General features: G+C 69.1%; 12 protein-coding genes. 8 read left to right on the top strand and 4 right to left on the bottom strand.

The features are described 5' to 3' along the window. Positions 1–10: 10 nt before the first annotated feature. Positions 11–907, bottom strand: a complete 897-nt coding sequence (locus AC1DVI_RS25945; RefSeq protein ID WP_476960429.1) for a DUF1848 domain-containing protein — start codon at positions 905–907, stop codon at positions 11–13. Positions 908–1,000: 93 nt separating this feature from the next. Here AC1DVI_RS25945 and AC1DVI_RS25940 point away from each other — a divergent pair, with 93 nt between their 5' ends. Next, on the top strand, positions 1,001–1,504 hold the full coding sequence (locus tag AC1DVI_RS25940; protein WP_476960428.1) for a hypothetical protein: 504 nt from the start codon (positions 1,001–1,003) through the stop codon (positions 1,502–1,504). A 159-nt stretch (positions 1,505–1,663) separates the two neighbouring features. Here the strand turns inward: AC1DVI_RS25940 and AC1DVI_RS25935 are convergent, their stop codons facing one another. After that, positions 1,664–1,867, bottom strand: coding sequence for a hypothetical protein (locus AC1DVI_RS25935; protein WP_035670647.1), 204 nt, complete (start codon positions 1,865–1,867; stop codon positions 1,664–1,666). A gap of 298 nt (positions 1,868–2,165) precedes the next feature. On the opposite strand from AC1DVI_RS25935, the gene dnaK reads away from it, so the two are divergent. The 3 genes from dnaK (at position 2,166) to AC1DVI_RS25920 (ending at position 7,080) form a co-directional block, all read left to right on the top strand. After that, positions 2,166–4,337: a molecular chaperone DnaK gene (dnaK, locus tag AC1DVI_RS25930; RefSeq protein ID WP_476960427.1), complete on the top strand. Its 2,172-nt coding sequence runs from the start codon at positions 2,166–2,168 to the stop codon at positions 4,335–4,337. 162 nt (positions 4,338–4,499) lie between these two features. Beyond that, complete coding sequence (gene dnaJ / locus AC1DVI_RS25925; RefSeq protein WP_149165478.1) at positions 4,500–5,645, top strand: molecular chaperone DnaJ; 1,146 nt, start codon at positions 4,500–4,502, stop codon at positions 5,643–5,645. Between the two features lie 307 nt (positions 5,646–5,952). Then, positions 5,953–7,080, top strand: coding sequence for a diguanylate cyclase (locus tag AC1DVI_RS25920; RefSeq protein WP_476960426.1), 1,128 nt, complete (start codon positions 5,953–5,955; stop codon positions 7,078–7,080). 11 nt (positions 7,081–7,091) lie between these two features. On the opposite strand, the gene AC1DVI_RS25915 is transcribed toward AC1DVI_RS25920, so the two are convergent. Then, positions 7,092–9,617: an ABC transporter permease gene (locus AC1DVI_RS25915; protein ID WP_476960425.1), complete on the bottom strand. Its 2,526-nt coding sequence runs from the start codon at positions 9,615–9,617 to the stop codon at positions 7,092–7,094. Between the two features lie 159 nt (positions 9,618–9,776). Then, a complete protein-coding gene (locus tag AC1DVI_RS25910) occupies positions 9,777–10,511 on the bottom strand; it encodes an ABC transporter ATP-binding protein (protein ID WP_476960424.1) in 735 nt (244 codons plus the stop codon). 4 nt (positions 10,512–10,515) lie between these two features. Between AC1DVI_RS25910 and AC1DVI_RS25905 the strand changes: the two genes are divergently transcribed. From AC1DVI_RS25905 to thpR, 4 genes are read left to right on the top strand one after another with little or no spacing between them, the layout of a single operon-like run. Further along, a complete protein-coding gene (locus tag AC1DVI_RS25905) occupies positions 10,516–11,253 on the top strand; it encodes an arylesterase (RefSeq protein ID WP_476960423.1) in 738 nt (245 codons plus the stop codon). Between the two features lie 5 nt (positions 11,254–11,258). Next, positions 11,259–12,434 carry an FIST signal transduction protein gene (locus AC1DVI_RS25900; RefSeq protein ID WP_476960422.1) on the top strand — a complete coding sequence of 392 codons (1,176 nt, stop codon included), beginning with the start codon at positions 11,259–11,261 and terminating at the stop codon, positions 12,432–12,434. Between the two features lie 13 nt (positions 12,435–12,447). Then, positions 12,448–13,491, top strand: coding sequence for an NADP(H)-dependent aldo-keto reductase (locus AC1DVI_RS25895; protein WP_476960421.1), 1,044 nt, complete (start codon positions 12,448–12,450; stop codon positions 13,489–13,491). 16 nt (positions 13,492–13,507) lie between these two features. Beyond that, a complete protein-coding gene (thpR, locus tag AC1DVI_RS25890) occupies positions 13,508–14,044 on the top strand; it encodes an RNA 2',3'-cyclic phosphodiesterase (RefSeq protein ID WP_237904480.1) in 537 nt (178 codons plus the stop codon). The last annotated feature ends 5 nt before the right edge of the window (positions 14,045–14,049 follow it).

The raw sequence follows: 14,049 nt of genomic DNA, 5'->3' as shown, positions 1-14,049 counted from the left end.
GCCGGGGGCCTTATCCCGCCCGCTCCCGCGTGAACAGGAACTCCCCCGCCGGATCGTGGGCGGCGAAGCGCCGCTGCGCCGTGTTGCGGTTGGCGACGGCGTAGCAATAGACGCAGCCGTGCGGACAGGTGTCGTAATCCCCGATGTCGCGGCTTTCCGCGCACAGGCAGCCGGGGCGGTTGCCCTTCTCCTTGGCCGCGACGGGCCGCCCGGCGACGTCGGACAGCCGTTGCGCGTCGACGCAGCGGGCCGGCGCCGTTCCGGGGACGCCGGCCAACTCCGGCTGGGTGCACAGCGTCAGCGCCATGCCGTGCTCCGCGGCGATTTCGGCCAGATCGGCCAGCAGGGCGCGCTTCTCCTCCGGGTCCGGGTCCCGCCAGGGCACACCGGCGGCGTCCAGGTTGCGCGCCGTCTTGCGGTAGGGCTGGAGGAAGGACACCACCGCCTCGTCGGTCAGGCCGCGCATCCGGCCGGCCAGCCGGGCAAAGGTCGCGCGGTGCCAGGACAGCGGCGTGGCCTCCGCCTCCACGATGGGCGCCGTCACGATGGGGTCGTAGCGCCAGACGGCGGCGCGCGGCCCCCAGCGGTCGCGCAGCCGGGCCATATGCTCCACCGCGCGCTCCGCTTCGGGGACGGAGCGTTCCAGCGCGCCCGGCAGGCCGGTGACGCTGTACTGGACAACGAAGGGAAAGCCACGCTCCGACACCTCCTCCAGCGCCGGAAGGAAGGGGCCGAGATTCTTGGTCCAGAAGACGAAGCCGTCGACCTCCGGGCGGGTCAGGCCGATGCGATAGGTCTGGCCGCCATAGGGGTTGACCATGCGGCAGTGCCCGGCCTCCAGCCGGTTCAGGAACCAGCGCCCGTAGAAGGCGGGGATGTCCGTCTTGTAGCTGGCGGAAATGATCATCGCCGGACCATGGTGGCTCGGCGGGCCGCGATCAAGGCTGGATTCGCCGGCGCTTCGGCCTAAAGTGCCGGCACAGGATCAGGGGAGGATGCCGTGACGGGCGGACAGGACGGCCACAGCGTGGGCCATAGCGTGGAATGGGAAGGGCTGGTGCGGTTCCGGCTGCCGGACGGCTGGCGCCCGGAGGTGGAGGAGCATGAGGGTCATGCCGTGGCCGCCTTTCATCCCCCGGCCCCGGCGGGCGGCGTGCTGCGGCTGGTCACCGACCGGGTGGCGCCCAAGGACGGGCCGGACGGCGCCGTGGCGGTGCTGCGCGAGATGGCGCTGCGCTTCGTGCGCCCCGATGACCCGCGGGCCAGCGACCGGATCGTCGAGCCGTGGGGTGACGACGGCGTGCTGGCCCAGGCGGTGATGATGACGGAGGAGGATGGCGGCACGGACGCCCATTACCTGTGGCTGGTCGGGGCGGAGCGGGACGGCAGGGCGGCGGCCGCCATGTTCAGCTACCGCCTGCCCATGGTGATGGACGGGGACGAGTCCTGCGCCGGCACGCTGGCCCTGCTCGACGGGGCGATCCGCGCGGCGGAGATTTTGTGAGCGTCTGGGAGGCGCCCGGACGTAAGGAAGCCGCCCTGTCGGGGGCGGCTTTTTCTTTTTCGGCCAGGTTGTTCGAACCCGACATCCCCGGCGTTCCCGCGCCGGTTCGGGCGATCAGCGTTCAGGCAATCAACGTTCAGGCGATCAGCGTTCAGGCGATCAGCAATGGCCGGCGCCGCCGGACATCAGGGCCTTCAACTGTGCCGCCTTCGGATCGAAGGCCATGGCCGCTTCCTCCGCCGCCATGGCGGCCAGGCTGATGAAGCGCGCCAGATCGTCCAGATCACACTTCGTCGCGTCGTCCATAAGGCTGTCGAGGCAGGACTTGATGGCCAGAGCCATGTCGCGCCGTTCGTCCATCATCTTAATCCCCCATGGAATACTGCACACGGTCCCGCTTCGGAAAGCCATGCCTGCGAACAACAGCGGCCCCCTTTGCCTTGGAGGGATATATCATATTTCCTTCGGATCTCCACTATTAGAATCTTGAGACAACAAAGAAACGGAGCAACCGGCAATTGATTGCGCGCAACAGTTCACACCATTACTTGTTAATGAAAAGTTAACATGGCTGGGATGCGGGGTTTTGCTTGTGTTAAAGCCCTGTAACAGAGCGCTTTCCGGCGTCTTGGCGGGATGAGGGAATGACGTTGCACGCCTTATGCTTCTGAATACCCTGGTATTCACTTGCGACGCGAAGCCACGGGCGCGACGATATGCCCCGGCGTGCGCGTCACCTTTTGGTCTTTTGACGGTTGGCGGAATGACCAGGACGTTGCAGCCCGAAACGCACCTGCCTATATCTCCGGCGACAGACGTGAATCCACCCAACCGTTCCACCGACCCCAAGGGGATCGCGGCGGTGCCGGACCAAACGGGCCGCCACGCATCTGCCGAACAACAGAGGCTGAACATGAGCAAAGTCATTGGCATCGACCTCGGCACCACGAACTCCTGCGTGGCCGTCATGGAAGGCTCCAGCGCCAAGGTGATCGAAAACGCCGAAGGCACGCGCACCACGCCGTCCATGGTCGCCTTCGCGCAGAACGCGGAGCGTCTGGTCGGCCAGCCGGCCAAGCGTCAGGCGGTGACGAATCCCGAGAACACCCTCTTCGCGATCAAGCGTCTGATCGGCCGCCGCTACGACGATCCGCTGACCAAGAAGGACCAGGGCCTCGTCCCCTACAAGATCATTCCCGGCGACAACGGCGACGCCTGGGTGGAAGCCGTCGGCAAGAAGTACAGCCCGTCGCAGATCAGCGCCTTCATCCTGCAGAAGATGAAGGAGACGGCGGAGAACTATCTGGGCGAGAAGGTGACCCAGGCGGTCATCACCGTCCCGGCCTACTTCAACGACAGCCAGCGCCAGGCGACCAAGGACGCCGGCAAGATCGCCGGCCTGGAAGTGCTGCGCATCATCAACGAGCCGACGGCGGCCGCTCTGGCCTACGGCATGGAGAAGAAGGGCGCCGGCACCATCGCGGTCTATGACCTCGGCGGCGGCACCTTCGACGTCTCCGTGCTGGAGATCGGCGACGGCGTGTTCGAGGTGAAGTCGACCAACGGCGACACCTTCCTCGGCGGTGAGGACTTCGACGCCCGCATCATCGACTACCTCGCCGACGAGTTCCAGAAGGAGCAGGGCATCGACCTGCGCAAGGACCGTCTGGCCCTGCAGCGCCTGAAGGAAGCCGCCGAGAAGGCGAAGATCGAGCTGTCCTCGGCCATGCAGACCGAGGTCAACCTGCCCTTCATCACCGCCGACCAGTCCGGCCCGAAGCACCTGAACGTCAAGCTGACCCGCGCCAAGCTGGAAGCCCTGGTCGACGAGCTGGTCGCCCGCACGATCGAGCCCTGCAAGGCCGCGCTCCGCGACGCCGGCCTGAAGGCCAACGAGATCGACGAGGTGATCCTGGTCGGCGGCATGACCCGCATGCCCAAGGTCATCGAGGCGGTGAAGCAGTTCTTCGGCCGTGAACCGCACCGCGGCGTGAACCCGGACGAGGTGGTCGCCATCGGCGCCGCCATCCAGGGCGGCGTGCTGAAGGGCGAGGTCAAGGACGTCCTGCTGCTCGACGTCACCCCGCTCAGCCTGGGCATCGAGACGCTGGGCGGCGTGTTCACCCGCCTGATCGACCGCAACACGACCATCCCGACCAAGAAGTCCCAGACCTTCTCGACCGCCGAGGACAACCAGAACGCGGTGACCATCCGCGTCTTCCAGGGCGAGCGCGAGATGGCCGCGGACAACAAGCTGCTCGGCCAGTTCGATCTGGTCGGCATCCCGCCGGCCCCGCGCGGCGTGCCGCAGGTCGAGGTGACCTTCGACATCGACGCCAACGGCATCGTCAGCGTCACGGCGAAGGACAAGGCCACCGGCAAGGAGCAGCAGATCCGCATCCAGGCGTCGGGCGGCCTGTCGGACGCCGACATCAACAAGATGGTGAAGGACGCCGAAGCCCACGCCGCGGACGACAAGAAGCGGCGCGAGCTGGTGGACGCCCGCAACCACGCGGACGCCCTGATCCACACCACCGAGCGGACGATCAAGGAGAACGGCGACAAGATCCCCGCCGCCGACAAGACCGCCGCCGAGGCCGCCGTGGCCGAGCTGAAGTCGGTCATGGACGGCGAGGACCTGGAAGCCGTGAAGGCGAAGACCGAGGCGCTCGCCCAGGTGTCGATGAAGCTGGGCGAGGCCATGTACAAGGCCGGCCAGGGCGAGGCCCCGGGTGCGGGTGCCGCCGGTGCGGCGGGCGCCGCCCCGAACGAGCCGGGCGTGGTCGACGCCGACTTCGAGGAAGTGGACGACGACAAGAAGAAGTCGGCCTAAGCGTTCGGAACCGGAGGCAATCGTCGGGCAGCCGCCCGTTGCCTCCGGTGTCACAGCCGGGAGAACCCGGCGCCATGCAGTATCGTCCGGCCCGTCATCCGTCCTGCGGTGGCGGGCCGGAGATATGATTGGTCTATTAGTATGTGAAGGCGGTCGGGGCCCATGGCGAAACAGGACTATTACGAGCTGCTCGGGGTGGCGAAGGGCGCCAGCGCGGACGAGATCAAAAAAGCGTACCGCAAGATGGCGATGCAGTATCACCCGGACCGCAACCAGGGTGACAAGGACGCCGAGCACAAGTTCAAGGAAATCAGCGAAGCCTACGACGTCCTGAAGGACGAGCAGAAGCGCGCGGCCTACGACCGCTTCGGCCACGGCGCCTTCGAGAACGGGCGCGGCGGGGCCGGCGGCGGCTTCGGCGGCTTCGATTTCGGCGGCGGCGGCGGCGGCTTCGCCGACATCTTCGACGAGATGTTCGGGGAATTCATGGGCGGGCGTCGCGGTGGCGGCGGCGCGTCGGGCCGCGGCCAGGACCTGCGCTACAATCTGGAGATCGGGCTGGAGGAGGCCTTCAAGGGCACCACGGCCAACGTCCGCGTTCCCTCCACCGTCGCCTGCGACTCCTGCAGCGGCTCCGGTGCGGCGGCGGGGACCCAGCCGGTCACCTGTCCGACCTGCCAGGGCCACGGCAAGGTGCGCGCCCAGCAGGGCTTCTTCACCATCGAGCGCACCTGCCCGGCCTGCCACGGCCAGGGCCGCGTCATCAAGGACCCCTGCAAGAGCTGCGGCGGCGCCGGGCGCCTGCGCAAGGAGAAGACCCTCCAGGTCAACATCCCCGCGGGCGTCGAGGACGGCACCCGCATCCGTCTGGCCGGCGAGGGCGAGGCGGGGTTGCGCGGCGCGCCGCCGGGCGACCTCTACATCTTCCTGGCCATCGCGCCGCACCCGATCTTCCAGCGCGACGGCGCCAACATCCACTGCCGGGTGCCGATCCCGATGACCACCGCGGCGCTGGGCGGCACGGTGGAGGTGCCGACCATCGAGGGCAGCCGCACCAAGGTGACGGTGCCGCCCGGCACCCAGTCCGGCCACCAGTTCCGCATCAAGGGCAAGGGCATGTCGGTGCTGCGCAGCCAGCAGCGCGGCGACATGTACATCCAGGCCGTCGTCGAGACTCCGGTCAACCTGACCAAGAAGCAGCAGGAGCTTCTGCGCGAGTTCGACAGCGCTGGCAAGGAAGGTTCCCACCCGCAGTCCGAGGGCTTCTTCGCCAAGGTGAAGGAACTTTGGGAAGATCTGAAGGACTGAGCCTCTTCGCGCCGTTCCGACCCCAAGAAAAAGGCCCGGCCCATCGCCGGGCCTTTTTCGTGCCGGGCTTATTCATGAGCGCCGCGTGCTTTTGCCCCAGTGGTATGACCACTTCGACGTTGACAGCGGCGGGCGGCGGGAAGACTGTCCCGGCAAATCACGTACAAATGCGTTGATGCCACAGGCCGCGCCGCATACGCACGTATCCCTGGAAATAACAGCAATTGCCGTTGCCGATGGGGGGCATCGCGTGTATCAACAAGCGCTTAATCTCCTCAGACGGTTCGCGGAGAGGGCATTCCAGGCGGTGAGCGGCGATCTCTCCTTCGAGCAGTTGCGCGACCTGATGCATCCCGGGGGGCACACCCCGATCATCCAGCGTCGCCGGGCCGTGCTGATCCATTCCCGCGTCCGCATGGTCGCGGCCGTGTTCGCGGTGCTGACGCCGCTGTGGATCGTCATCGACGTCGTCATCTTCCCCTGGCCGCTGTGGGGCTATCTGGCCGGCCTGCGGCTGGTCTCCAGCTTCGCCTTCGGCGCGCTGGCGCTCGGCTACCGGATCTGCGACGACATGGGCAGCGCGTGGCGGGGGCTGGCCCTGCTGCTCGCGGTGCCGACGATCTTCTTCCTCGCCTCGCACCCCATGCTGAACGAGGACATGATCGCGGGAAGCGCGCTGGCGGTGGCCGCCGGCTACGCCTTCCTGCCCTTCGTGATGGTGGCGGGGCTCAGCGTCTTCCCGCTGACCGCGCTGGAAGGGCTGGCCTTCGCGACACCGATGCTGGCGGCGCACATGCTGGCCGGGGTCTACGGCTCGCTGGTCTTCCCCTTCCCCTCCTATCTGGGCGCCCTGTGGCTGCTGGTGCTCATCATGGTGGTGGCGACGCTGGCGGCGATGAGCCAACTGCACTTCATGATGGCCCTGGTCGATCAGGCGTCGCATGACGGGCTGACCGGCGCCTTCTCCCGCCGCATCGGGGAGGAGCTTTTGCGGCTGCAGTTCGCCCACGCCCAGCGCTCGGACCATCCGCTGTCGGTGATCTTCTTCGACCTGGACAATTTCAAGTCGATCAACGACCGGTTCGGCCATGATCAGGGCGACAAACAGCTGGGGCGGGCGGCGGAGGCGATCCGCGCCATGCTGCGCCAGTCCGACGTGCTGGTCCGCTGGGGCGGGGAGGAGTTCGTGGTCATCATGCCCAACACCGGCCGTCAAGGCGCCCTGACCGCGGTGGAGCGGCTGCACGAGCGGGGCTTGGGCAAACGCCCGGACGGTACCCCGCAGACCGCCAGCATCGGCGTCGCCGAATACCTTCACGACCGCCCGGTGGATTGGGAAAGGCTGGTCGATCTGGCGGACCAGCGCATGTATGCGGCCAAGCAGTCCGGCAAGAACCGGATCGTCGCCGACGACCGCGTCCCCGAACCGGCCTGACCCTTTCCGTCTCAGTCGTTGCGCAGCAGCGGGGCGGAGGGCTGGCCGAGCGCCCGCCACGTCCCGAGGAAGCCGAAGGCCAGCGTGATGGCGGTGCTGAGCAGCGCCGTAGTCAGCACGGCCGAGGGCAGGAAGGTCCACTCCCAGCGCATCAGGAAGGTCATCACCGCCCAGGCCGTGATGGTGCCGATGACCCCGGCGATGGCCGCGGTCAGGATGCCCAGCAGCCCGTATTCCAGCAGGAACGCCTTCAGCACGTCGGCCCGCGTGGCGCCCAGCACCTTCAGCACCACGGCGTCGTAGACCCGGCGGCGGTGCCCGGCGGCGACCGCGCCGGCCAGCACCAGCGTGCCGGCGGCCAGCGTGATGCCCGCGGTGACGCGCACCGCCGTGCCGATGTGGCCCAGCATGGTGCCCACGGTGTCCAGCGCGTCCTTCACCCGCACCAGCGTGACGTTGGGGAAGCGCTGCAGGACGGAGCGCTGCACCTCCGGCTCCGCCGCCGGGGTGCTGCGGACGGTGGCGATCCAGGTCTGCGGCGCCCGCTCCAGCGTGCCCGGCGCGAAGACCAGGGCGAAGTTGATGGCCAGCGTCGAGAAGTCGGCGGCGCGCACGTTGCCCACCGTCGCCTCGATGGTGCGACCCAGGACGTTGATCCCCATGGTGGCACCAGGACCGATGCCGAAGGCGCTCGCCACGTTCTGGTGGATGGAGATCAGCGGCGCCCCCTTGTAGTCCTCCGGCCACCAGGAGCCGGCGACGATCTCCGAATGCTCGGGCAGCTTGGCGGAATAGGTGATGCCGCGGTCGCCGGACAGCACCCAGGACTGCTCCGGGTTGACCAGCGCCTTCTCCGCCGGCTGACCGTTCACCGTCTCGATCCGCCCGCGCAGGGAGGGCACCGCCTCGAACCCGCTGGTGCCGGGCAGGGCGCCGACCATCTGCTTCAGCGGCTCGAACTGGTCGGGCTGGATGTCGACGAAGAAGAAGCTGGGCGCATCCTTGGGGATCGTCTCGTTGACCCGCCGGGAGAAGTTGCCCTCGATCAGCGCGATGGCGACCAGCACCGTCAGGCCGAGGCCGAGCGACAGCACCACCGCTCCGGTCGGGTTGCCGGGCCGATGCAGGTTGGCGAGCGCCAGCCGCAGCCCCGGACGGCGCGGACGCCCCGCCGCCGCCGCCCCGCGCACCACCAGCCAGGCGGCCACGCGGAAGGCGATGAAGGTGGCGATGGAGCCGCCGACGAACCAGGCGGCGAACATTTTGTTGTGCGCGGTGGCGACGGCCAGCCCGGCCAGAGCCACGACGGTCAGTGCCATCGCCGCCAGATAGACCGCGCGCGGGCGGCCTCCGGCGGGGGCGACCACGTCGCGGAACTGCGCCGCCGCCGGCACCTCCCGCGCGCGGCCCAGCGGCCACAGCGAGAAGGTCAGGGCGGTCAGCAGGCCGTAGAGCGCGGCCAGCGCCAGGGCGCCCGGGTAGACGCCGATCCGGGTGGGCACCGGCAGCACCTGGTCGAGCAGTGAGCCCAGACCCAGCGGCGCCACCGCGCCGAGCAGCAGCCCCAGCAGGATGCCCAGCCCCGACAGGGCGAGGATCTGCAGCAGGTAGACCTGGAAGACCAAATCGCCCGGCGCGCCCAGGCATTTCAGCGTGGCGATGGTGCGGGCGCGCGAATCGAGATGGCTGCGCACCGCATTGCCCACCCCGACCCCGCCGACCAGCAGGGCGGTCAGCCCGACCAGCGTCAGGAACAGCGTCATGCGGTCGATGAAGCGCTCGATCTGCGGGGAGGCGTTGGTGAAGTCGCGGACCCGCCAACCGGCGTCGGGGAAGCGCGCCGTCAGCGCCTTCTGCCACGCCGCCACATCGGTGCCCGGCGGCAGGGCCAGCTTGGCGGTCCAGTAGACGATGCTGCCGGGCTGGAGCAAGCCGGTGCCCTCCAGCGACGGCAGGCCGATCATCACCCGCGGCCCCAGCGAGAAGGCGCCGTTGGACGCCCGGTCCGGCTCCCGCGTCAGGACGCCGCGCACGGTGAACGCGCCCTCGCCCAGGCGCAGCGTGTCGCCGGTCTTCAGCCCCAGCCGGTCGAGCAGCCCGTCCTCGACCAGCGCGCCCCAGCGCCCGTCGCGGTTGGCCAGCGCCGTGTGCAGGTCACCCTCCGGCGCCAGGGCGACGGAGCCGTAGAGCGGGTAGACGCCGTCCACCGCCTTCAGCTCGACCAGCGTGGACCGCTGGTCGTCGGCGGAGCGGGCCATGGCGCGCATGTCCACCGACTGCGACAGGCGCCCGGCCTGTTCCAGCCAGGAGCGCTGTTCGTCGGTCGGCGGTGTGTAGATCTGCCGCAGCGCGACGTCGCCGCCGAGGATCGCCCGCCCGTCCGCCTGCAGGCCCGACAGCACGCCGCCGGACACGGAGTTGACCGCGGCGATGGCCGCGACGCCGAGCGTCAGGCAGGCGAGGAAGATGCGGAACCCCTTCAGCCCCCCGCGCAACTCGCGGCGGGCCAGTCGGAAGGCGAGGGCGAGGTTGGTCATCGGTGCGTCCGGTGGGGTGTGTGGTTGGTGGTGGGGGGGCACGTCGGGCCCCCACCCAACCCTCCCCCGCTTTCGCAGGGGAGGGCTTTATCTCCTCCCCCTGCGAAGCGGGGGGAGGTCGGGAGGGGGGCGCGGCGCGACCACTCACTCAAAGGACACTCAGTCCCCCGCCACGCGCTCGCGTTCGGCGCGGGCGGCCGTGCCGTCGTCGACGATGCGCCCGTCCATCAGGCGCACGGTCCGGTCGCAACGGTCGGCCAGGGACGGGTCGTGGGTGATCAGCACCAGCGTCGTGCCGCGCCGCTCGGCGAGATCGAACAAAAGCTCCACGATGGTGGCGCCAGTGCCGATGTCGAGGTTGCCGGTCGGCTCGTCGGCCAGCAGCAGCGACGGCTCGGCGACGAAGGCGCGCGCCAGGGCGACGCGCTGCTGCTCGCCGCCGGACAGCTGGCCCGGATAGTGGGTCAGCCGGTGGCCCAGCCCGACCGCTTCCAGCCCCTGCCGCGCGCGGTCGAAGGCGTCGGCGGCCCCGGCGAATTCCAGGGGGATGGCGACGTTCTCCAGCGCGGTCATCGTCGGCACGAGGTGGAAAGCCTGGAAGACGATCCCCACATGGTCGCGGCGGAAGCGCGCGAGCCCGTCCTCGTCCAGCCGGCCCAGATCCTGTCCGGCGACACGCACGGTCCCGCCCGTTGGGCGTTCCAGCCCGGCCATGACCATCATCATGGTCGATTTGCCGGAGCCCGACGGGCCGACCACGCCGACCCGTTCACCGGGCTGGATGCGGAGATTCAGGCCTCTCAGGATGTTGACGGGTCCGGCCGCGCTGTCCAATCTCAGATGCACCTCGTCGAGATCGACGATGGTGGACTCAACGGAATCGGGTCGGGACATTGGCATGCGTCTCTGGAACGGGCGGGGAAATGGGCGGGAAAACTTCACGCCATATGGCATGGTGCGCCGCCATTTCAACATGGCCCTCCTTTGGTCGGGGCTGGCCGCTCTCGCCGTCCTTGCGGGCGTGGGCATGACCGCGCCCGCTCTTGCCCAAAATGGTACGGGGAAAGGGCCGTTCACCCTGCTCGCGCTCGGCGACAGCCTGACCGCCGGCTACGGCCTTCCCGAAGCGCAGTCCTTCACTCCCCAGTTGCAGGCGGCGCTGCGGGCGAAGGGCTACGACGTCACCGTCGTCAACGCCGGCGTGTCGGGCGACACCACGGCGGGCGGGCTGTCGCGGCTCGACTGGGCGCTGGCCGACAAGCCGGACGCCGTGCTGGTGGAGCTGGGGGCGAACGACATGCTGCGCGGGCTCGACCCCGGCGCGGCGCGCGCCAACCTCGACGCCATCCTGAAGCGGCTGACCGGCGAGACGCTGCCCGTGCTGCTGGCCGGGATGTACGCGTCGCCCAGCCTGGGCCGCGCGTACGGGGACCGCTTCAACGCCATGTACGCGGATCTGGCAAAGTCGTACGACGTACAGCTCTACCCGTTCTTCCTGGACGGCGTGGCGGCCGACGCCGCGCTGAACCAGCCCGACGGCATCCATCCCAACGCGGCCGGCGTGAAGGTGATCGTGGAGCGCATCACGCCCCACGTCGCCCGCCTTCTGGACGGCATCGCCAAGAGCGGAGACTGACACCCATGGCGACCCTGGCCGGCGACACCGCCACCACCGAGACCCACTTCAAGGCCGCATCGGCCACCGGCACCGAATGGGGCGCCGTCGTCAAGGCGTGCCTGGACGAACTCGGCGCGGTGGAGGGCTGCAACCTCGGCTTCCTCTACATCACCGACGCGCTGGCTGAGCACGCGACGAGCATGGTCACGCTGCTGCGCGGCGTCACCGGCATCCGCGACTGGGTGGGCACGGTCGGCATCGGCGTCTGCGCCAACGACGAGGAGATCTTCGACAAGCCGGGCATCGCCGTGATGGTGGCCCGCCTGCCGCCGGAGGGCTTCCGCCTGTTCCCGGTGGTGTCGGGCGACATGGAGCCGCTGCGCCGCATGGCCGGCGGCTGGCTGGACAAGCACGGCGCCATGCTGGCGCTCGCCCACGCCGACCCGCGTCACCAGGACTTGGCGGGGCTGGTCGTTTCGCTGGCGGAATCAACCGGGGCCTTCCTGGTCGGCGGCTTGTCGGCCTCACGGTCGGAGTTCCCGCAATTCACCATCCCCGGCAACACCGCCACGATGGTCGGCGGGCCGGTGGCCGACGGCGGCGTGTCGGGCGTGCTGTTCGCGCCGCAGGTGCCGGTCGCCACCGGCCTCAGCCAGGGCTGCACGCCCATCGGGCCGGTGCGCACCATCACCGCCGCGGAGGACAACGTCGTCCTGGAGATCGACGGGCGTCCGGCGCTGGAGGTCTTCAAGGAGGACATCGGCGAGTTGCTGGCCCGCGACCTCAAGCGGGTGTCCGGCTACATCTTCGCCGGCCTGCCGATCGCCGGCAGCGACACGGCGGATTATCTGGTCCGCGACCTGATCGCCATCGACCCGCGCGCCGGCTGGATCGCCGTCGCCCACCATGTGCAGAGCGGCCAGCCCATCCTGTTCACCCGCCGCGACCAGCAGAGCGCCGAGGCCGACATGCGCCGCATGCTGGCCAATCTGAAGAAACGCGTGAAGACCACCCCGAAGGGCGCCCTCTACGTCAGTTGCATCGCCCGCGGCCCCAGCCTGTTCGGCGAGGGCAGCCAGGAACTGGCGCTGATCCGCGAGACCTTCGGCGACATCCCGCTGGCCGGTTTCTTCGCCAGCGGCGAGATCTCCAACGCCCGCCTGTACGGATACACAGGCGTGCTCACCCTGTTCCTTTAAGGACCACATCGACATGCAATACCGTCCGCTCGGCCGCACCGGCCTGTCGGTCAGCGCCATCGGCCTGGGCACCATGACCTGGGGGCGCCAGAACAGCGAGGCCGAGGGCCACGCCCAGATGGATTACGCGCTCGGCGAGGGCGTCAATTTCTGGGACACGGCGGAAATGTACGCCATCCCCCCGACCGCCGACACGTACGGACGTACGGAGGAGGTGATCGGAAGCTGGTTCAAGGCGACCGGCAAGCGCGACCAGGTGATCCTGGCGAGCAAGGTCGTCGGCGCCACCGACGGCGGCTTCGCCTGGGTGCGCAACGGCGAGGCGAAGCTGGACCGCGCCAACATCTTCGCGGCGGTCGAGGCCAGCCTGCGCCGGCTCCAGACCGACTACATCGACCTGTACCAGCTCCATTGGCCCGACCGTTCGACCAACCGCTTCGGCGCGCGCAACTACGTCCACCGGCCGGAGAAGGACGGCACGCCCATCGAGGAGACTCTGGCGGCGCTTGACGAGTTGGTGACATCCGGCAAGGTCCGCCACATCGGCGTGTCGAACGAGTCGCCCTGGGGCGTGATGCAGTTCCTGAAACTGGCGGAGGACAAGGGCCTGCCGCGCATCGCCTCGATCCAGAACGCCTACAGCCTGCTCAACCGGACCTTCGAGCAGGGTCTGGCCGAGGTGTCCCTGCGCGAGGATGTCGGACTTCTCGCCTATTCGCCGCTGGCCGCCGGCACGCTGACCGGCAAGTATCTGGACGGTGCCGTTCCCGCCGGCACCCGCCGCGCGCTGGATCACCGCAAGTCGCGCTACGCCACCGTCAACGCCGACGTGGCGACGAAGGAATATCTGGACATCGCCCGGCGCCACGGCCTGTCGCCGACGCAGATGGCCATCGCCTTCACCCTGCGGCAGCCCTTCGTGGCGTCCTCGCTGATCGGCGCGACGACCATGGAGGACCTCAAGTCCAACATCGCGGCGGTGGACGTCACGCTGTCGGACGAGGTGATGAAGGACATCGAGGCGGTCAACGCCCGCTATCCCGACCCCTGCCCGTAACCGTTCCGGAAAGCCAATGATCCGTCTCTTCGTCGCCCTCGATTTTCCGGAGGATGTGCGCCGGCGTCTGGCGGGGCTGGGCGGCGGCGTGCCCGGCGCCCGCTGGACCGACGCGGACAACCTGCATCTGACGCTCCGCTTCATCGGGGAGGTGCCGGGGGATCAGGCGGCGGAGATCGACGAGTCGCTGGCGCAGATCGCGGCGCCGGCCTTCGATCTGGTCCTGGACGGCGTGGGCGTGTACGGCAGCGGCCGCAACGCCCGCGTCCTCTGGGCCGGGGTGGAGCGCAGCGACGCCTTGTCGCACCTCCAGTCCAAGGTCGAGTCGGCGCTGGTCCGCTGCGGCCTGCCGGCGGAAGAGCGCAAATTTTCGCCCCACGTCACGCTGGCCCGGCTGAAGGACGCGCCGAAGGACCGGATCGGGCGCTTCGTCGAGGAGCGCGGGATGTTCCGCGCCGGTCCGATCCGGGTGGAGCACTTCACGCTCTACCGCAGCCACCTGGGCAAGGGAGCCGCGGTGTACGAGGCGCTGTCGGAATACGGGTTGGGGTGACGGGC

It is taken from the genome of Azospirillum sp. P4_B5, from assembly GCF_056402275.1.
This window is presented reverse-complemented; position numbering and strand designations above follow the sequence as displayed.

Coding starts and splice junctions, on each gene's coding strand:
- AC1DVI_RS25905 (WP_476960423.1), top strand. CDS start 10,516: ATGCGTCTCTGGAACGGGCGGGGAAATGGGCGGGAAAACTTCACGCCA.
- AC1DVI_RS25945 (WP_476960429.1), bottom strand. CDS start 907: ATGATCATTTCCGCCAGCTACAAGACGGACATCCCCGCCTTCTACGGG.
- dnaJ (WP_149165478.1), top strand. CDS start 4,500: ATGGCGAAACAGGACTATTACGAGCTGCTCGGGGTGGCGAAGGGCGCC.
- AC1DVI_RS25915 (WP_476960425.1), bottom strand. CDS start 9,617: ATGACCAACCTCGCCCTCGCCTTCCGACTGGCCCGCCGCGAGTTGCGC.
- AC1DVI_RS25900 (WP_476960422.1), top strand. CDS start 11,259: ATGGCGACCCTGGCCGGCGACACCGCCACCACCGAGACCCACTTCAAG.
- AC1DVI_RS25935 (WP_035670647.1), bottom strand. CDS start 1,867: ATGATGGACGAACGGCGCGACATGGCTCTGGCCATCAAGTCCTGCCTC.
- AC1DVI_RS25895 (WP_476960421.1), top strand. CDS start 12,448: ATGCAATACCGTCCGCTCGGCCGCACCGGCCTGTCGGTCAGCGCCATC.
- dnaK (WP_476960427.1), top strand. CDS start 2,166: ATGCTTCTGAATACCCTGGTATTCACTTGCGACGCGAAGCCACGGGCG.
- thpR (WP_237904480.1), top strand. CDS start 13,508: ATGATCCGTCTCTTCGTCGCCCTCGATTTTCCGGAGGATGTGCGCCGG.
- AC1DVI_RS25910 (WP_476960424.1), bottom strand. CDS start 10,511: ATGTCCCGACCCGATTCCGTTGAGTCCACCATCGTCGATCTCGACGAG.